General features: G+C 66.5%; 18 protein-coding genes and 1 tRNA gene. 4 read left to right on the forward strand and 15 right to left on the reverse strand.

What is annotated here, in order from left to right; translation table 11 throughout:
* A partial coding sequence (locus ACFP9U_RS16475; RefSeq protein WP_378623085.1) for a magnesium chelatase domain-containing protein occupies positions 1 to 413 on the reverse strand: 413 nt, incomplete at its 3' end.
* Between the two features lie 113 nt (positions 414 to 526).
* Positions 527 to 1,477, reverse strand: a complete 951-nt coding sequence (gene gshB, locus ACFP9U_RS16480) for a glutathione synthase (protein ID WP_378623087.1) — start codon at positions 1,475 to 1,477, stop codon at positions 527 to 529.
* Positions 1,478 to 1,647: 170 nt separating this feature from the next.
* Between gshB and ACFP9U_RS16485 the strand changes: the two genes are divergently transcribed.
* The 3 genes from ACFP9U_RS16485 to ACFP9U_RS16495 all read left to right on the forward strand — a co-directional run bounded on the left by ACFP9U_RS16485 (position 1,648) and on the right by ACFP9U_RS16495 (position 4,782).
* Positions 1,648 to 2,991 carry a putative bifunctional diguanylate cyclase/phosphodiesterase gene (locus ACFP9U_RS16485; protein WP_378623090.1) on the forward strand — a complete coding sequence of 448 codons (1,344 nt, stop codon included), beginning with the start codon at positions 1,648 to 1,650 and terminating at the stop codon, positions 2,989 to 2,991.
* A 148-nt stretch (positions 2,992 to 3,139) separates the two neighbouring features.
* On the forward strand, positions 3,140 to 3,907 hold the full coding sequence (locus ACFP9U_RS16490) for an SDR family NAD(P)-dependent oxidoreductase (RefSeq protein ID WP_378623093.1): 768 nt from the start codon (positions 3,140 to 3,142) through the stop codon (positions 3,905 to 3,907).
* Positions 3,904 to 4,782, forward strand: a complete 879-nt coding sequence (locus ACFP9U_RS16495; RefSeq protein ID WP_378623095.1) for an SMP-30/gluconolactonase/LRE family protein — start codon at positions 3,904 to 3,906, stop codon at positions 4,780 to 4,782. Before ACFP9U_RS16490 ends, ACFP9U_RS16495 begins: the two co-directional genes overlap by 4 nt.
* A gap of 3 nt (positions 4,783 to 4,785) precedes the next feature.
* Here the strand turns inward: ACFP9U_RS16495 and ACFP9U_RS16500 are convergent, their stop codons facing one another.
* From ACFP9U_RS16500 to ACFP9U_RS16550, 11 genes are all read right to left on the reverse strand, one after another.
* The gene (locus ACFP9U_RS16500) at positions 4,786 to 5,145 is read right to left on the reverse strand and encodes a septal ring lytic transglycosylase RlpA family protein (RefSeq protein WP_378623096.1); all 360 of its coding nucleotides are present in this window, start codon (positions 5,143 to 5,145) and stop codon (positions 4,786 to 4,788) included.
* 117 nt (positions 5,146 to 5,262) lie between these two features.
* Positions 5,263 to 5,347 (reverse strand) — tRNA-Leu (locus tag ACFP9U_RS16505).
* 95 nt (positions 5,348 to 5,442) lie between these two features.
* On the reverse strand, positions 5,443 to 6,063 hold the full coding sequence (locus ACFP9U_RS16510; protein ID WP_378623098.1) for a 2,3-bisphosphoglycerate-dependent phosphoglycerate mutase: 621 nt from the start codon (positions 6,061 to 6,063) through the stop codon (positions 5,443 to 5,445).
* 29 nt (positions 6,064 to 6,092) lie between these two features.
* Entirely contained in the window at positions 6,093 to 6,905 is an 813-nt protein-coding gene (gene dapB, locus ACFP9U_RS16515; RefSeq protein WP_378623100.1) for a 4-hydroxy-tetrahydrodipicolinate reductase, read from the reverse strand.
* Positions 6,905 to 8,761: an ABC transporter ATP-binding protein gene (locus ACFP9U_RS16520; protein ID WP_378623101.1), complete on the reverse strand. Its 1,857-nt coding sequence runs from the start codon at positions 8,759 to 8,761 to the stop codon at positions 6,905 to 6,907. The genes dapB and ACFP9U_RS16520 overlap by 1 nt, the downstream gene beginning before the upstream one ends.
* Before the next feature lie 121 nt (positions 8,762 to 8,882).
* On the reverse strand, positions 8,883 to 9,911 hold the full coding sequence (locus tag ACFP9U_RS16525; RefSeq protein ID WP_378623103.1) for a glucokinase: 1,029 nt from the start codon (positions 9,909 to 9,911) through the stop codon (positions 8,883 to 8,885).
* A 22-nt stretch (positions 9,912 to 9,933) separates the two neighbouring features.
* A complete protein-coding gene (locus ACFP9U_RS16530; RefSeq protein ID WP_378623106.1) occupies positions 9,934 to 10,332 on the reverse strand; it encodes a methylglyoxal synthase in 399 nt (132 codons plus the stop codon).
* A gap of 87 nt (positions 10,333 to 10,419) precedes the next feature.
* Entirely contained in the window at positions 10,420 to 11,442 is a 1,023-nt protein-coding gene (gene mepA, locus ACFP9U_RS16535) for a penicillin-insensitive murein endopeptidase (protein ID WP_378623108.1), read from the reverse strand.
* Between the two features lie 34 nt (positions 11,443 to 11,476).
* The gene (locus ACFP9U_RS16540) at positions 11,477 to 12,376 is read right to left on the reverse strand and encodes an SDR family oxidoreductase (protein ID WP_378623109.1); all 900 of its coding nucleotides are present in this window, start codon (positions 12,374 to 12,376) and stop codon (positions 11,477 to 11,479) included.
* Entirely contained in the window at positions 12,373 to 13,533 is a 1,161-nt protein-coding gene (gene queG, locus ACFP9U_RS16545; RefSeq protein WP_378623111.1) for a tRNA epoxyqueuosine(34) reductase QueG, read from the reverse strand. Before queG ends, ACFP9U_RS16540 begins: the two co-directional genes overlap by 4 nt.
* Positions 13,533 to 14,222, reverse strand: a complete 690-nt coding sequence (locus ACFP9U_RS16550; RefSeq protein ID WP_378623118.1) for a glutathione S-transferase family protein — start codon at positions 14,220 to 14,222, stop codon at positions 13,533 to 13,535. The genes queG and ACFP9U_RS16550 overlap by 1 nt, the downstream gene beginning before the upstream one ends.
* A 142-nt stretch (positions 14,223 to 14,364) precedes the next feature.
* Here ACFP9U_RS16550 and ACFP9U_RS16555 point away from each other — a divergent pair, with 142 nt between their 5' ends.
* Complete coding sequence (locus ACFP9U_RS16555) at positions 14,365 to 15,171, forward strand: undecaprenyl-diphosphate phosphatase (protein ID WP_378623113.1); 807 nt, start codon at positions 14,365 to 14,367, stop codon at positions 15,169 to 15,171.
* Here the strand turns inward: ACFP9U_RS16555 and ACFP9U_RS16560 are convergent.
* Together ACFP9U_RS16560 and ACFP9U_RS16565 are read right to left on the reverse strand one after the other, a co-directional pair.
* Positions 15,168 to 15,935: a sulfite exporter TauE/SafE family protein gene (locus ACFP9U_RS16560; protein WP_378623114.1), complete on the reverse strand. Its 768-nt coding sequence runs from the start codon at positions 15,933 to 15,935 to the stop codon at positions 15,168 to 15,170. The two genes, ACFP9U_RS16555 and ACFP9U_RS16560, sit on opposite strands and share 4 nt — an antisense overlap.
* A gap of 13 nt (positions 15,936 to 15,948) precedes the next feature.
* Positions 15,949 to 16,599: complex I NDUFA9 subunit family protein (locus ACFP9U_RS16565; RefSeq protein ID WP_378623116.1), on the reverse strand; the 651-nt coding region annotated here is incomplete at its 5' end.

Raw genomic sequence — 16,599 nt, forward strand, 5'->3', positions numbered from 1 at the left:
GGGCAGATGAGGCCCTTTCCCATGGCGTTGGCGCCGATCGCCGCCGGCAGGGCGCCGTTCACCCGCGCCACCGAGCCGTCCAGCGCCAACTCGCCGAGCACGACATAGCCGCCCAGGGAATCTCCCGGGATCGCTCCGAGCGCGGCCATCAGGCCGAGCGCGATCGGCAGGTCGTAGTGGCTGCCCTCCTTGGGAAGGTCCGCCGGCGCCAGATTGATGGTCACCTTCTTTGGCGGCATGGAAAGGCCGGAGGCATGGAGTGCGGCCTGCACCCGCTCGCGGCTTTCGGCCACCGCCTTATCGCCCAGGCCGACGATCTGCATGCCCATCTTGCCGGGCGCGACCATCACCTGCACATCGACCGGAACGGTCTCGATCCCCTCGAAGGCGATCGTGCGCACATGCGAAACCATGCAATCCCCCCGCCATAACGGCGCCCGCGATGGTTGAACGAGTTCACGATCCGCACACAAGCACAGATTGCGACCCCGTTCAAGAACATTTCGCGAACAGCCTCTGCCCGGGATCAGCTATTCCGGGTGCGCCGCTCCTCCACCGCGTCCCAGAAGAGGGCGGCGATGTCGGCGCCGCCGAACCTCTGCACCTCGCGCACGCCCGTCGGCGAAGTGACGTTGATCTCGGTCAGCAGTCCGCCGATGACGTCGATGCCCACGAGGACGAAGCCGCGTTCCTTGAGGGCCGGGCCGATGCGGGCGCAGATCTCGCGCTCCCAATCGGTGATCTCGGTCGGCTCGGCGCGGCCGCCCGCATGCATGTTGGAGCGCGAATCGTGCTCGGCCGGCACCCGGTTGATGGCGCCCACGGGCTCGCCTTCGATAAGGATGATGCGCTTGTCGCCGCCGCGCACCTCGTTCAGGTAGCGCTGCACGATAAAGGGCTCGCGGAAGGTCTGGGTGAACAGTTCGAGCAGCGAGCCGAGGTTGCGGTCGGCCTCCAGCATGTGGAAAATGCCGGCACCGCCGTTGCCGTAGAGCGGCTTGATGATGATGTCGCCGTGCTCCTCGCGAAAGGTGTCGACCGCGCCCGGATCGCGCGTGATCAGCGTATCGGGCATCAGATCGGCGAACTCGGTGACGAAGATCTTTTCCGGGCTGTTGCGCACCCAGGCCGGGTCGTTGACGACCAGCGTCTGCGGGTGGACACGCTCCAGCATGTGGGTGGTGGTGATGTAGTGCATGTCGAAGGGCGGGTCCTGGCGCAACAGCACCACGTCCATCTGCGCAAGCTCCGTGCGCACGGGCGTGCCGAGCGTGAAGTGATCGCCCTGGCGCTCGCGCACCGTCATCTCCTCGAGCCCGGCGAATATCCCGCCGCCCCACTGCGACAGGCGGTCCGGCGTGTAGTGGAAGAGCCTGTGGCCGCGGCGCTGCGCCTCCAGCGCCAGCGCGAAGGTGGTGTCGCCGGCGATCGAGACCGTGGAGACGTGGTCCATCTGGAAAGCGACGTCGAGGGGCATCGTGCGGCTCACTCCTTGAACTCTGGCGGCAGATGACGTCGCCCGGCTTCGGCTGTCAAGCCGCCGGTGACGGCCGGACAGGTTGCGCAACAAATAGTACTGTATGTTACCATTCCTAAAGACTTTGAAGGGCATTCTCGCCTAAACCTTTGCCACAAAAAGGAAAGAATATGTCGTCCGGGCCGTTTACGAGGCATCGTCTCAACGGATGCGAGGAGGATGGCGCCTTCACCGACCCGCTGACGGGGCTGGGCAACGCGCGCCGTTTCGTCGACAAGGTCAACCGGCTCATTGCCGACCGGGCCGACGACCCGGCGCCCTTCGCCGTCGGCGTACTCGACCTTGACGGGTTCAAGCCGATCAACGATCTGTTCGGGCGCAAGGCGGGCGACGAGATTCTGCAACAGGTTGCCATGCGCCTGCGCGCGGCCATGGACGAGCATGCCGTCGTCACCCGCATCGGCGCGGACGAGTTCGCCTTCCTCTGCCCGATGATATTCAACGAGCAGGCGGCCATCGAAAAGGCGAAGATGCTGATTGAGGTTCTTTCGGCGCCCTATGGGGTGGACCACCGGACGGCGCGTCTTTCGGCATCCGCCGGCTGCTCGCTTTTTTACTCGGACGAGGACACGACCGACCTCCTGCTGAGCAAGGCGGAGACGGCTCTCTACCAGGCCAAGCGCGCCGGCCGCGGCAAGGTGATGGCTTACACGCGCGAAATGGAGGAGGCGGCCAAGCGTGTCACCCGCATCGAGCAGGCCCTGCGCCGCGCCGTCGCCGCCGGCGAGGTGAAGCCGCATTTCCAGCCGATCGTCGATCTCGCCACCCGCCGCACCGTCGGCTTCGAGACCCTGGCGCGATGGCATGACGGCGATCTCGGCCTGGTCTCGCCCGAGGTCTTCATCCCCATCGCCGAGGAACGCGGCATCATCGGGCAGCTTTCTCAGCTCGTGCTGCGCAAGGCGACGGAGGCGGCGCGCGATTGGCCGGAGGACCTGTTCCTGTCCTTCAACCTTTCGCCCTCGCAACTGGTCGACCACAACACCGGACTGCAGATCCTGGCCATCCTGGAATGCACCGGATTCGACCCGCGCCGCCTGGAGATCGAGATCACCGAAACCGGCCTGATGTCCGACCCGGCCTCGGCGGAAAAGATCATCGGCGACCTGCGGCGCGTGGGAATCCGCGTCTCGCTCGACGATTTCGGCACCGGCCAGTCGAGTCTCGGGCGGCTGCGCGACTTTCCTTTCGACAAGCTCAAGATCGACCGCGGCTTCGTCGCCTCGATTCTCGAGGACCGCCCCTCCGAGCACATCATCCGCGCCATCCTGGCCATGTGCGAAGGGCTCGGCATGGACGTGGTCGCCGAAGGCATCGAAGACGAGGCCCAGGCGCTGCGACTCGTCGAGTTCGGCTGCACAGGGGGCCAGGGCTATCTCTTCGGCAGGCCGCGCGACGCCGAGGAGACGCTCGACATCCTCCGCAGTTTCGATCAGCCCGCCCGAACCCAGTAAACTGCAACCAGGCGGGCCCGGCCGCGTTTAGAGCAATTCCAGGAAAAGTGGAAGCCGGTTTTCCGTCCGGAATTGCGTGGAATCTGATCTGGAGCCGAGCCGCCGTCGCCGGTTGCGGCTAAGCTCCGCCCGAAAAGGAGCATATCCTGTGATGCCCATCCAAGGCTTCCCCGACCTCGAAGACGCGTCCGTCCTGATCACCGGCGGCGGCTCCGGGATCGGCGCCGCCCTGACAGAGGGCTTTCTGCGCCAGGGCGCGCGCGTGGCCTTCATCGACATCGCCGTGGAGGCGAGCCGCGCGCTGTGCGACCGCCTGGAAGAGGATCTGGAACGCCGGCCGCTTTTCCTTCACGCCGACCTGCGTGACATTGGAGCCTTGCGTGGGGCGGTGTCGGAAACGGAGAGGGCGCACGGCCCCGTTGCGGTGCTCGTCAACAATGCCGCCAGGGACGACCGCCATGCGATCGAGGACGTCACGCCGGAATACTGGGACGACAACCAAGCGATCAACCTGCGCCCGCAATTCTTCGCCGTGCAGGCGGTGGTGCCGGGCATGAAGGCGGCCGGGCGCGGGGCGATCGTCAACTTCACCTCCATCTCCTACATGATCAACCAGGGCGGGATGCCGGCCTATTCGGCCGCCAAGGGCGGCATCGTCGGACTTACGAAGGGCCTGGCGGGCGCCCTCGGCCCGCACGGCATTCGCGTCAATGCGATCGCGCCTGGCTGGGTGGTGACGGAGCGGCAGAAGACGCTCTGGGTGACCGAAGACGCCCTCGAGAGCCACATCGAACGGCAGTGCCTCAAGGAGGCGCTTCAGCCCGAGGACATGGTGGGGCCTTGCCTCTTTCTTGCCTCCGGCCTTTCGCGCATGATGACGGCACAGACGATCATCGTCGATGGAGGGCTGTTATGAGCGATGTCCCGGTCTCGATCCTTTCGGACGTGGCCTGCCATCTGGGCGAGGGCCCGACCTACGACCCGCGTACCGATACGCTGTTCTGGTTCGACATTCTCGAACGCAAGCTCCTGGATCTGCCCTATCCCGGCGGCCAAACCCGTATTCACGACCTCCCCGTCATGGCGAGCGCCCTTGCCGCGGTGGACGAGAAGCGACAGCTCCTGGTGACGGAGACCGGCCTTCAGCTTCGCGAGCGCGATTCAGGAGCGCTCACCATGCATGTCGAGGTGGAGGCGGACCGCGAGGACACCCGTTCCAACGATGCCCGCGTGCATCCCGCCGGGGCCCTGTGGTTCGGCACCATGGGCAAGGCGGCCCAGGAGCAGGCCGGCGCCATATACTGGTTCTTCAAGGGCGAGGTGCGCCGGCTGTTCTCCCACATCACCATCCCCAATTCGATCTGCTTTTCGCCCGACGGGGCGATCGGCTATTTCGCCGACACGCATGAGAACCGCCTCTATCGCGTGGCTTGCGATCCGGAGACCGGCCTGCCCGTGGACGACCCGGTGCTCACCCTGGAAGGAAACGAGATACCCGGCGGCATCGACGGCTCCGTGGTGGACGCCACGGGCACGCTTTGGAATGCGCGCTGGAGCGCTGGGCGGCTCGATGCGCTGACCTCCCGCGGCGAGCTTATTCGCAGCATTCAGCTGCCGGCGCGGCGCGCCACCTGCCCGGTGTTTGTCGGTCCGGGGGCCGACCACCTCGCGGTCACCTCAGCTTACGAGGGCCTCGACGAGGATGCCCGCCGGGCCGATCCCCACGCCGGCAAGACCTTCCTGGTCGAGATCGAAGTGAGAGGCCGGTTCGACCCGCCCGTCCTCCTGTGACGGTCAGTCGAGCTGCTCCAGGCAGATCTTGGTGTGGCCGGCCCTGAGAAAGCCCAGCTTGGCAGCCGCCGCCTTGGAAAGATCGAGAATGCGTCCGCCGACGAACGGACCGCGATCGTTGATGCGCACGGTCACGGCCCGGCCGTTGCGCCTGTTCACCACCCGCACCTTCGTGCCGAAGGGCAGCTTGCGGTGCGCGGCGGTCATGGCGGAGGGGTTCATGCGCTCGCCCGAGGCGGTCTTGGATGTCAGCGCATACCAGGAAGCGCTGCCGCACTGGGCGTGAGCTGTCGCGGGAAGGAGGGTGAAAAAGGTAAAAGCAATCGCTGCCGGCGCGGCGCGCCGTCCGGCGTTTTTCCTCATCGGTCTGACGTCCCTTGCTGTTGTTGTGTAGGAGCACCGATAGCCGCGAAATAGGGCAGGGGAACGGCAGGAGCGCGGCGTTCCGGCGGCCCTGCAATCAGTTCTGACGGGAAAGGATGGTGCCCAGGAGAGGACTCGAACCTCCACGCCTCGCGGCACACGGACCTGAACCGTGCGCGTCTACCAATTCCGCCACCTGGGCTAGGTGCGCAGCCGATGTAAGCGGCTCGGCCTGCCGTGTCAACGCGGTTTCGCGTTTTTCGCGACAGGCGAGGCCGAACGTCGTGGCTCTGCGCCTCAGTCCTCCAGCACTTCCTTCGAGGCGACGGTGGAGTCGGCGTTGAGGCAATAGACAATGGGCACGCCGGTGGCGATCTCGTTTCTGACGATCTCCTCGCCCGAAAGCCCGTCGAGCACCATGACGAGGGCGCGCAGCGAGTTGCCGTGGGCGCTCACCAGCACCGTCTCGCCGCGCAGGACATGCGGCTGGATGACGCGCATATAGTAGGGCCAGACCCGGGCACCGGTGTCCTTCAGGCTTTCGCCGCCGGGCGGCTGCACGTCGTAGGAGCGTCGCCAGATATGCACCTGCTCCTCGCCCCATTTCTGGCGCGCGTCGTCCTTGTTGAGGCCGGAGAGGTCGCCGTAATCGCGCTCGTTCAGCGCCTGGTCGCGGATGGCCTCGAGCCCCTCTTGCCCGAGCTCGGCGAGGATATGGTCGTTGGTCACCTGGGCGCGGGAAAGGACCGAGGTGAAGGCGATATCCGGCTTCAGCCCGCGTGCCTTGATCCTGCGGCCGGCCGTCTTCGCCTCCTCATGCCCCTTCTCCGTCAGCCCGGGGTCGCGCCAGCCGGTGAAAAGGTTCTTCAGGTTCCATTCGCTCTGGCCGTGTCGGACGAGTATCAGCGTTCCGGACATGATGTTTCCTCTGCGGTGGATGAAAGGGATCAGGCGAGGCCGAGGACGTCGCGCATGGAGTAGAGGCCGGGTTTCCGCCCTCGTCCCCACAGCGCGGCCTTGACCCCGCCGCGGGCGAATATGGCGCGGTCGTCAGCGTGGTGGGACAGAACGATGCGCTCGCCCGTGCCGGCGAGGATGACCGAATGCTCGCCCACCACCGAGCCGCCGCGCAGCGTGGCAAAGCCGATCGATCCTTCAGCACGCGGTCCGGTGTGCCCGTCGCGCACGCGGACACTCTCCTTGGCGAGATCCACGCCGCGTCCGCTGGCGGCCGCCTCGCCCAGAAGCAGTGCGGTGCCGGAGGGCGCATCCACCTTGTGGCGGTGGTGCATTTCCAGGATTTCGATATCGAAATCGTCCGCCTCCAGCGCCTTCGCCGCCTGTTCGACGAGGATGGACAGAAGATTGACTCCGAGGCTCATATTGCCCGACTTGACGATGGTGGCGTGGCGCGCGGCGGCCGCGATCGCCCTTTCCTCCTCTTCGGAGAAGCCGGTGGTGCCGATAACGTGGACGATCCGCGCCTGCGCGGCGTAGCCGGCAAACGCGACCGTCGCTTTCGGCGCGGTGAAGTCGAGCACGCCATCGGCCTTTGCGAAGACCGGCAGGGGATCGTCGCTGATCTCCACATTGACGATGCCGATGCCGGCCAGCTCGCCGGCGTCCTTGCCGAGGTAGGGCGAATCGGGGCGCTCGATGGCGCCGGCCAGCCGTACCCCGTCCATCGTATGGACGGCGCGGATGAGTGTCTGGCCCATGCGCCCGCCGGCGCCGACCACCACAAGACCCATTTCCTGCATCAGCGGCTCTCCTCGCTCGTCGCTTCGTCGGTGGCTTTCGTCATGCGCCCCTCGTCGACCGGCGTGTCGCCCAGAAGGTCGTCCGTCTTCTGCGTCTGCATCCGGTAGAACCGTGCATAGACGCCGTGCGGCTTCCTGATGAGCGTACGGTGCGTGCCCTGCTCGACCAGCCGGCCCTCTTCGAGCACGATGATCCGGTCCGCGTTGATGACGGTCGACAGGCGGTGCGCGATGACCAGCGTGGTGCGCGTCTTCATAACCCGCTCCAGCGCCTGCTGCACCTTGGCCTCCGATTCGTTGTCGAGGGCCGAGGTGGCTTCGTCGAGGAGCAGGATGGGCGCGTCGCGCACGATGGCGCGGGCGATGGAGAGGCGCTGGCGCTGTCCGCCGGAAAGCGTGGCTCCGTTCTCGCCCACCGGCGTGTCGTAGCCGTCGGCCTGCTGGAGGATGAACTCCTCCGCATTGGCAAGCTTCGCCGCCTCCTCGATCTCGGCGTCCGTGGCATCGGGACGGCCGTAGCGGATGTTGTCGCGAATGGTCCCTTCGAAGAGGTAGGGATGCTGCGAGACATAGGCGATCGCCGAGCGCAGCGACCGCTTGGTGACCCGGGAAATGTCCTGCCCGTCGATGGTGATCGTGCCGTCTTCCAGGTCGTAGAAGCGCTGCAACAAGGAAAACAGCGTCGACTTGCCCGCGCCCGAGGGGCCGACGATGGCCGTGGTCTTGCCCGCCTTCGCCTCGAAGCTCACCCCCTGCAACACGGGCATGTGCTCGGCATAGGAAAAGCGGACCTTGTCGAAGAGGACGTCGCCCCGCTTCACGTTGAGCAGTTCCGCCCCGCGGGCATCTCCCTGCCGCGGCTCGAGGTCGAGGATTTCATAAATCATGCGCGCGTTCACCAGCGCGCGCTCTATGCTCACCTGCACGCGGGCGAGCTTGCGCGCCGGGTCGTAGGCCAGAAGCAGCGCCGTGATGAAGGCGAAGACCGATCCGGGCGGCTCCGCGGACGTGGCCGCGCGCCAGCCGGCATAGGCGATGACGGCGGCGATCGCGAAACCCGCCAGAATCTCGGTGATCGGCCCCAGCCGCTCCGAAACGCGGGCAATCTTGTTGGAGCGTGCCTCCGCACGCTGAATGAGCCCGCCCATCTTGTCCGCCAACACCTCCTCCATGGTGAACGCCTTGACGATGGCGATCCCCTGTACGGATTCCTGCATGGCCCCGAGCAACCGGGAGTTGATCTCCACCGCCTCGCGCGTGATGCGCCTGAGCCGGCGCATCAGGTAATTGACGGTGTAGACGAGGGGTGGGCCGATGATGAGCGCGATCAGCGAAAGCAGCGGGTCCATCCATATCATCACCGCGACGAGGCCGATCAGCGAGACGACGTCGCGGGCGAGGGCGGCGAGCGTCATGTTGAGCAGGTCACGGATGCCGGTGACGTTCTGACTGATCTGCGCGGCCAGTTGGCCGGAGCGGGTTGCGGTGAAGAACCCGATGTCGAGCCGCATGAGTTGTTCGAAGATGCGGCGCTGGTAGCGGGCGACCAGATTGTTGCCCACTTTCGCCAGAAGCACCGCCTGGCCATAGGTGGCGAAGCCGCGGATGGTAAAGGCGAGGATGATCGCCCCGGAGATCCAGCCGACCAGTCCCCAGCGCTGTTCGTAAAAGACCTCGTCGATGATGTCGCGCATGATCCATGCGCTGAAGGCGGTGGTCCCGGCGATCGCCAGCATGCATACGGCCGCCAGGCTGTATTGCGGGATGAAATCCCGCCCGTTTTCCGCCAGGACACGGCGGATGACCGCAATCACCTCGCCGGGTTCGGGTGGAGTTTTGCTTTGCTTGCCGAGCAATTGACATCCGTCGTGGCTGCGGCGGCCGGCGGCCGCCCGTTATCGGGTGAGGCTATGCCTTATCGGCCGGACGCATGCAATCCACAATGAGGCCGCGCGGGTTGCCGCGCGGAGCTTGGAGCTATCGCGCCTTCCAGCGCCGTCCCGCCGTCTCCACGCCGAAGCGCCCCGGCGTGCGGGCATAGGCGGCCAGGCCGGCAAGCGCGGCCATGGGGTGGGTGATGACGAAGACGGGCATCGTCTCCATCAGTTCCCCGTGCGGCGCCTTGTCCTCGAAGGCGGTGCGGAACTTGCCGTTGTGCAGGGCCGGCAGGATCTTCTGGGCAATGCCGCCGGTCAGATACACCCCGCCCCGGCCCATGAAGACGAGCGCCAGATCGCCGGCCACGCGGCCGAGATAGGTGAGGAAGAGGTCCAGTGTCTCGACCGCCGTCGGGTCGCTGCTCTCAAGGGCCGCGCTGGTGATCTCCGCCGGGTCCGAGAAACGGGCCTCCTTGCCGTCCGCCGCGGCAACCGCGCGGTACAGGTTGACGAGGCCGCGGCCGCACAGGATCTGCTCGGCCGAGACGCGCCCCTCGATCTTCTCCAGATGCGGGAAAACCTCCCCGTCTCGGGCGGAGCGCGGGCCGAGATCGACATGCCCGCCCTCGCCGGGAATGGGGATCCAGGTGCGCCGGGCGTGCACGAGACCCGCAACGCCGAGCCCGGTGCCCGGCCCGAGCACCACACGGCTGCCCACGGTCTCGGCCTCGCCGCCACCGACCTTTTCCATATGCGCCTCGCCGAGCGCCACCACGGCCAGCGCCTGCGCCTCGAAATCGTTGAGCACGACGATCTCGCTGAAGCCCAGCCCCGCCATCATCTCGCGCGGCCGCACCACCCAGTCGCAATTGGTCAGGTCGATCTCGTCGCCGTCCACGGGTCCTGCCACCGCCAGCACGGCCGAGCGCGGCAGGATATGCGTCTGGTCGAGGATGGCGGCCTGGATCGCCTCGTCGATGGTGGCGTAGTCGGCGGTCTGGACCACGGGGAACTCCCGCGGTTCGGCATAGGAATCGACGACGATGGCAAAGCGCGCGTTGGTCCCGCCGATATCGCCGACGAGGATGGGAAAGTCGAGGACCGTCTCGGGCTGGTTCAGATTGGGCATGTGGCTACGCGCAGCTCCTCGCTTAAGTCTCTCGTGCGGGAGTGCCCGCCTCTTCCTGTTGCAATATGATCCCGGCCGTCGCCCGGTTGAGCGCCATTGCGATATCATACACGATCGCGAGCCGCATCAGAGCCTTGACATCCACATCATGCGGCATCGGCGTCAGCGGATCGACGAAGAAGATCAGGAGATCGACGGCGCGCTCGGCGATCAGAGCGCCGATCTGCTGGTCGCCACCGAGCGGTCCGCTCTTCAGGCGTCGCACCTTCAGTTCCGGACAGGCCTCGACGATGCGCCCCCCGGTCGAGCCCGTGGCCACCAGTTCGCAACCGGCCAGATGCGTCCGGTGGTCCCGGACGAAGGCCACGAGATCGTCTTTCTTCTGGTCATGCGCGATCAGTGCAACGCGTCGGTGGGTCACGGCTGTCACCAGGCGGATCGTTAAATCGATTGAGGCTATAAGCGAGCCGGGCGGATATGAAAAGCGTCCCGGCGCGCTTTCTCGCTGTCAGGGACGCGGCGAGGGCAGGGGGATTTCCGCCGGCTGCAATGAAAGCAGGAGCGATTTGGGATCCGTCGCCCCGGCGCCCGGCATCGCCCGGCCCGACGGCAGCCCTTCGGGGCCGGCCAAGGTCACGGCCGCCTCGGAAGCCGGCGCCGGCGCGTCCAGAACGCTGCGGCAGGTCGCCGGCAGCGCCGCCATCGTCATGATATCGCGCGCCTTGGGCTTCTGCGGGCCTTCCGCCGGTTTCCACGGCTCTTCCGTAAACCACCAGGCGAGGCTCTTGCCGCAGCCCTCACCCGGTGTGGTGGGCCGTTGGGACTTGCACCCGGTCGAGCCCTTCGGGCAGCCGATGCGCACATGGAAGTGATAGTGATGGCCCCAGAAGGGACGGATCTTCTGCAGCCAGCTCCGGTCGCCGGTCACCGTGTCGCAGAGCTTCTTCTTGATGCCCGGATGCACCAGGATGCGCTCCACCTGCGGATAGCTCGCCGCCCGGCGCAGCACGGCCTCGTGCGCCGGCGTCCATTTGCGGTCGTCGACGTAGAGCGAATCCTTCTTCAGCATGGAGACGGCGCTCACTTTCTCGCGCTCGGCCACGCTCATGCGCTTGTCCGGCATGGGGGTGAACCAGATATCGGCATCGAGCCCGATCTGGTGCGAGGCGTGCCCGGAAAGCATCGGCCCGCCGCGCGGCTGCGAGATGTCGCCCACCAGGAGTCCCGGCCAGCCGTCGCGGGCGGCCTCCCGGGAAAGCCGCTCGATGAGGCCGATGAGCTCGGGATGTCCCCAGCGCCGGTTGCGCGAAAGGCGCATGGCCTGCCAGTGCGCGCCGTCCGGTGCGATGGCGATGCCGCCCGCCAGGCACCCCTTGGAATAAAAGCCGTAGGAAGCGGGCGCCGTCGCCGCGGGCAGGTCCTTGGCGCCGAAAAGTTCCTTTGCCAAAGGCTCGGCCCTGGCAGCGAAAACGCCCGCAAGGGCAAAGGTCAGGCTGGCGGCAGCCAGCCGCAAGAAACGAGATCGCCGCATCGAATCCCCTCCTGACGGTCAGGATCGCCGCGAATCATAGCAGATTTGCGGCAGCCTCGCCTTTCCAGATCCCCGATTCCCACATTGTCTCCAGCGCCTGGCGATAGTCGGGATAGCGCAGGCGATAGCCGGAGGCCTTGAGCTTTCCGTTCGCCGCCCGTTTGCACTCGGAATAGAAAGAGCGTGCCATCGGCGTCATGTCCGCCTTGTCGAAGGCGATCTCCGGCGGCGGCGCGACATCCATCAGGTGGGCCGCATAGACGATCACGTCCTGCGGTGGTGCCGGTTCGTCGTCGGTGACGTTGTAGATGCCGTCGGCCCGCATGCGCATCAGGTGCCGCAGCGCGCCGGCGATATCCTCGACATGCACGCGATTGAACACCTGGCCGGGCTTGACGATGCGCCTGGCCTTGCCCTCGGCGAGGTTCACGAAGGCGTTGCGGCCCGGTCCGTAGATGCCGGAAAGCCGCAGGATCGAGAGCGGCGCTTGCGCCCGCCGCGCGAAGCCCCGCCAGGCCTGTTCCGTCTCCAGCCGCCGGCGCGAGCGGGGCGAGCGGGGGCGGCATTCGGCCGTCTCGTCCACCCAGGCGCCGCCATGGTCGCCGTAAACCCCCACCGTGGAGAGATAGCCGATCCACGCCAGCGCCGGCGGCGGGTTGGTGGCAGCCGCCTGCAGGACGTCCAGCACGGGGTCGCCGTTTTCGCCCGGGGCGATGGAGACGACGAGGTGTGTCGCCCTGCGCACCGCGTCCAGGATATCGTCTTTGAAGCCTTCGCCCTTATAGAGGAATGGACGGATGCCCTTCCGCGCCAGCGTCTCCGCCTGTTGAACGCTGCGCGTCGTCCCGCCGACGATATCCGCTTCACCGGTAATGCCGGCCGCGAAGGCCTGCGCGGAGTAACCCGCGCCGAAGATGAAGACACGCGCGCTCATGGAACCAATTCGCCGATAAAGGCCAATGCGCTGTCCCATTCCTCCACCACCTGGGGGGCCGCCTCGCCGGGACGGTATCGGCGCGCCAGCGCCTCGAAACGATCCCGGTTCAAAAGCCGCGACAGCGCCCACACTGCCGCGCCGCGCACCAGTGCGGCTTCGTCCTCCAGGAGCCGCGTGCAGGCCGGCACGAGCGCAGCCTCGCCGGAATTGCCGGCGGCGATCAGCACGTTGCGGATGAAGCGGTCGCGGCCGATGCGTTTGACGGGCGATCCGGAAAAGAGCGCGCGGAAGCCCGCATCGTCAAGTCCGATGAGATCGACAAGCGCCGGCGCCTTCAGGTCGTCCCGCGCCTTGAGCTTGGCTTCGGACGCCTCCTGCGCGAACTTGTTCCATGGGCAGACGGCCAGGCAATCGTCGCAGCCATAGATGCGGTTGCCCATCTTCGCGCGCAATTCGCGCGGGATCGGGCCCTTGTGCTCGATGGTGAGATAGGAGATGCAGCGCCGTGCATCGAGCTGGTAGGGTGCGGGGAAGGCATCCGTCGGGCAGACGTCGAGGCAGGCCCGGCAGGAGCCGCAATGGTCCGTCTCGGGCCGGTCGGCCGGGATTTCGGCGGTGGTGAAGATCGAGCCGAGGAAGAGCCAGGAGCCCATCTCGCGGCTGACCAGATTGGTGTGCTTGCCCTGCCAGCCGATCCCCGCCGCTTCCGCCAGCGGCTTTTCCATCACCGGGGCGGTGTCGACGAATACCTTCACATCGTCCCCGCATTTTGCAGCGAGCTTGCCGGCGATCTGTTTCAGCTTGCCCTTGACGACATCGTGATAGTCCCGGTTCCGCGCGTAAACGGAGATCGCCGCCCGATCCTTCGCCTGCAGGACGGCGAGCGGATCTTCGTCCGGCCCGTAGTTCATGCCCAGCATGACGATGGAGCGCACCTCGGGCCAGAGCGCCCGCGGCCGGGCGCGGCGCATGGCCGTTTCGTCCATCCAGCCCATCGTGCCGTGACGCCCTTCGCGCAGGAAGTGCGCGAGCCGCCCCGGTGCCGCCGGCGCGGCATCGGGCGTGGTGAAGCCCACCACGTTAAAGCCCAGCGCGCGCGCCTCCCGCTCAACGAACGCGCGTAGCCGTTCCGATTCGGCTCGCGCGGCACGCATCAGAAGTCCAGGTCCGCGTAGTGCGAGGCGGGCGAGAGCCCCCGCACGCGGTCAGCAAGTAGGGAACGGAAGGAGGGCCGCGACTTCATGCGGCTGTACCACTCGCGCGCCGCCTCGAACTCGCGCCAGTCGATCTCGCCCATATAGTCGAGGATGGAGAGCGCCGCGGCGGCGGCCGTATCGGCATAGGAAAGGCGCGGTCCCGCGAGCCAGTCGCGCGTGGCGGCGAGCCAGTTCGTGTATTTCAGGTGCTGGCGCACATTGCCACGGGCGGCGCGGATTGCTGCCGAATCGGGCGCGCTGCCCGTCTCGCCGCCCATCAGCGGTTTCAGAACGCGCTCGCGCACCAGGTGGCGCGTGACGTCGGAATCCATCTTCACCAGGTACCAGTCGACCAGCCGCCGGATCTCGGCCCGTGCGATGGAGTTTTCCGCCATCAGCCGCCTGTCGCGCTGGAACGCTCCGCGGGTCTCGTCGAGATATTCGCCGATCACCGTTGCGCCGACGATGACATGGTCGCTTTCGGCCAGAAGCACGGGGATCGTGCCCGCCGGATTGAGCGCCAGAAACTCCTTGCGCTTCGCCCAGGGCCGCTCCTCGATGAGCGCGATCTCCTCGCCATATTCCCCGAAGGCCAGGCGCACGAACCGGCAGGAAGCATATAGCGGATGGTGGAACAGCGTCAGCATAACACAGTTTGTGATCACCAAAGGCTCTGGCCATTCGCGGGCCGGAACGATAATCCTCGACAAGCCTGATTCCCAGGCCCTCCACCCGAGCTATAGGTGGAGACGACGTGCCTGACAAGCAAGCTCGCCCCGGGGAGATGTCGTGCCGGAACAGACCATCGCGGAAGCGCTCCTTCTCGGCGTGTTGGAAGGATTGACCGAGTTCATTCCCGTCTCCTCCACCGGCCATATCCTGCTGGCTGGCCATTTTCTTGACTTCCAGTCGACAGGCAAGGCCTTCGAGATCCTCATCCAGCTCGGCGCGATCCTGGCGATCCTGAGCGTCTATGCCGCACGCCTATGGAAAATGGCGGTGGATCTGCCGCGCGACCCGGCCACGCGGCGCTTCGTCTTGGGCGTCCTGCTGGCCTTCCTGCCCGCGGCCGTGATCGGCGTCCTCGCCTACAAGATCATCAAGACCGTCCTGTTCGAGACCCCCACCCTGATCTGCATCATGCTCATCCTGGGCGGCGGGGTGCTTCTATGGGTGGATCGCTGGGCGAAAAAGCCGGTCTATACGGACATCACCCATTTCCCGCTGGCGATGTATTTCAAGATCGGGCTTTTCCAGTGCCTGTCGATGATCCCGGGCACCTCGCGCTCCGGATCCACCATCGTCGGCGGCCTGCTCCTGGGGGCGGACAAGCGCGCGGCGGCTGAGTTTTCCTTCTTTTTGGCCATGCCCACCATGGCCGGTGCCTTCGCCTACGATCTCTACAAGAACTATGCCCTGCTCACCGCCGCCGACGTCAAGATCATCGCCGTCGGCTTCATCGCCGCCTTCATCGCCGCGGTGATCGTCGTGCGCTCGCTGCTCGGCTATGTCTCCCGGCGCGGCTACGCATTGTTCGGCTGGTGGCGGATCCTCGTTGGCGTGGCGGGGCTCGTCGCGCTTTTTTTCCTGGGTTAGAAGAAGCCCATAACGCCCCGCCGCACCAGGTCGAGCGCCAAAAGCGTCAGCCCGACCCTGAACCAGCGGCGAAAGCTTTCTTCAGGCAGCTTTTCCAGAAGCCGGCTGCCGTAGACCGTCCCGAGATAGCCCGAGGCGATCATGGCCAGCACAAGCGGCAGCCAGCGTGCGAAGGCGAAGCCGGCGATGGCGAAGGCGATCACCTTCAGCACGTGCTGCACGGTCATGCCGGCCGCGTGGGTGGCGATCAGCGCTTTGCGGTCGTCGGGTATGATCTGCGCGAAGAACGCCGACAGCAGCGGTCCAGTGGCGCCGACGAACATCGTGGCGAGCGCCAGGACGGCACTGCCCACGGCCATCCCGGCATGGCCGAGCCGCGCAGCCCCGGGAAACTTCATCCAGGTGACGACGATCACGAACAGCCCAAGCACCAGTTTCAGCACCGCGTCGGGCAATTGCACCACGAAATACGCACCCGCCGCCGCGCCGACGAGGCTTCCCGCGATGAAGGGCAGCGCGATGCCATGCCGGATATGTGCCCGCTGATGCCAGGCGCGGCCCGTGTTTGAGCCGAGCTGCACGGCGCCGTGCACGGGAATGAGGGCGGCGACGGGCAGGAAAAGGCCGAGCAGCGTCAGCATGGCCACCCCGCCGCCGATACCGAAGGCTGCCGTCAGGGCGGAGGTGAAGAAACTGGCGAGGATAAGCAACGATGCCGCCGGAAGGCCGAGGCCGTCCGGCAGAAGGTCGGTGACGATATCCAAGCGCCGCCCGCCCTCACATCTGCGGCAATGTGAACTGCCCCGCCGGGCGGTAGGTCCAGAGATAGGTGGGCAGGATGGCCTGGATCGCGTGGCGCGCGATGCCGAGCCCTTCCAGGGTGAGGCCCTTGTCGGCAGTCTCCGTCGAGACGACGTTGTCGACCTCCAGCATGCGCACCTGGTCGAGAGTTAGGAGCGGCTTGGGCAGAAGGCCGAGCACGCGCGCCTGCAGCCGCGCGATCGGCCAGGGAACGGAGACGAGCAGCCGCTTGCGGTTGATCACCTCCAGCATCTCTTCCATGCACTGGCGGAAGGTCAGCACCTGCGGCCCGCCGAGTTCGTAGATCGCGCCGCCCTTCAGATCGCCGTCCACGGCGCGCGCATGCGCCTCGGCGACGTCGCTGACATAGACGGGCTGGAATTTGGTGTGCCCGCCGCCGATGAGCGGGAGGACCGGCGAGAAGCGGGCCATGTTGGCAAAGCGGTTGAAGAACGTGTCCTCGGGCCCGAAGATGATGGAGGGGCGCAGGATGACGGCATTCTTCACGGTCTCCAGCACCGCCTGCTCGCCTTCGGCCTTGGTGCGCCCGTAGGCGGAAGGGGAGTCGAGGTCTGCGCCGATGGCGGAGCCCTGGGTGAGGCCGGCACCGGCGGCGCGCGCGGCCTC

Source organism: Nitratireductor sp. GCM10026969, assembly GCF_042660605.1.
Taxonomy (GTDB): Bacteria; Pseudomonadota; Alphaproteobacteria; order Rhizobiales; family Rhizobiaceae; genus Chelativorans.

Coding starts and splice junctions, on each gene's coding strand:
- ACFP9U_RS16485 (WP_378623090.1), top strand. CDS start 1,648: ATGTCGTCCGGGCCGTTTACGAGGCATCGTCTCAACGGATGCGAGGAG.
- ACFP9U_RS16510 (WP_378623098.1), bottom strand. CDS start 6,063: ATGTCCGGAACGCTGATACTCGTCCGACACGGCCAGAGCGAATGGAAC.
- queG (WP_378623111.1), bottom strand. CDS start 13,533: ATGCGTGCCGCGCGAGCCGAATCGGAACGGCTACGCGCGTTCGTTGAG.
- gshB (WP_378623087.1), bottom strand. CDS start 1,477: ATGCCCCTCGACGTCGCTTTCCAGATGGACCACGTCTCCACGGTCTCG.
- ACFP9U_RS16500 (WP_378623096.1), bottom strand. CDS start 5,145: ATGAGGAAAAACGCCGGACGGCGCGCCGCGCCGGCAGCGATTGCTTTT.
- ACFP9U_RS16540 (WP_378623109.1), bottom strand. CDS start 12,376: ATGAGCGCGCGTGTCTTCATCTTCGGCGCGGGTTACTCCGCGCAGGCC.
- ACFP9U_RS16495 (WP_378623095.1), top strand. CDS start 3,904: ATGAGCGATGTCCCGGTCTCGATCCTTTCGGACGTGGCCTGCCATCTG.
- ACFP9U_RS16525 (WP_378623103.1), bottom strand. CDS start 9,911: ATGCCCAATCTGAACCAGCCCGAGACGGTCCTCGACTTTCCCATCCTC.
- ACFP9U_RS16550 (WP_378623118.1), bottom strand. CDS start 14,222: ATGCTGACGCTGTTCCACCATCCGCTATATGCTTCCTGCCGGTTCGTG.
- mepA (WP_378623108.1), bottom strand. CDS start 11,442: ATGCGGCGATCTCGTTTCTTGCGGCTGGCTGCCGCCAGCCTGACCTTT.
- dapB (WP_378623100.1), bottom strand. CDS start 6,905: ATGCAGGAAATGGGTCTTGTGGTGGTCGGCGCCGGCGGGCGCATGGGC.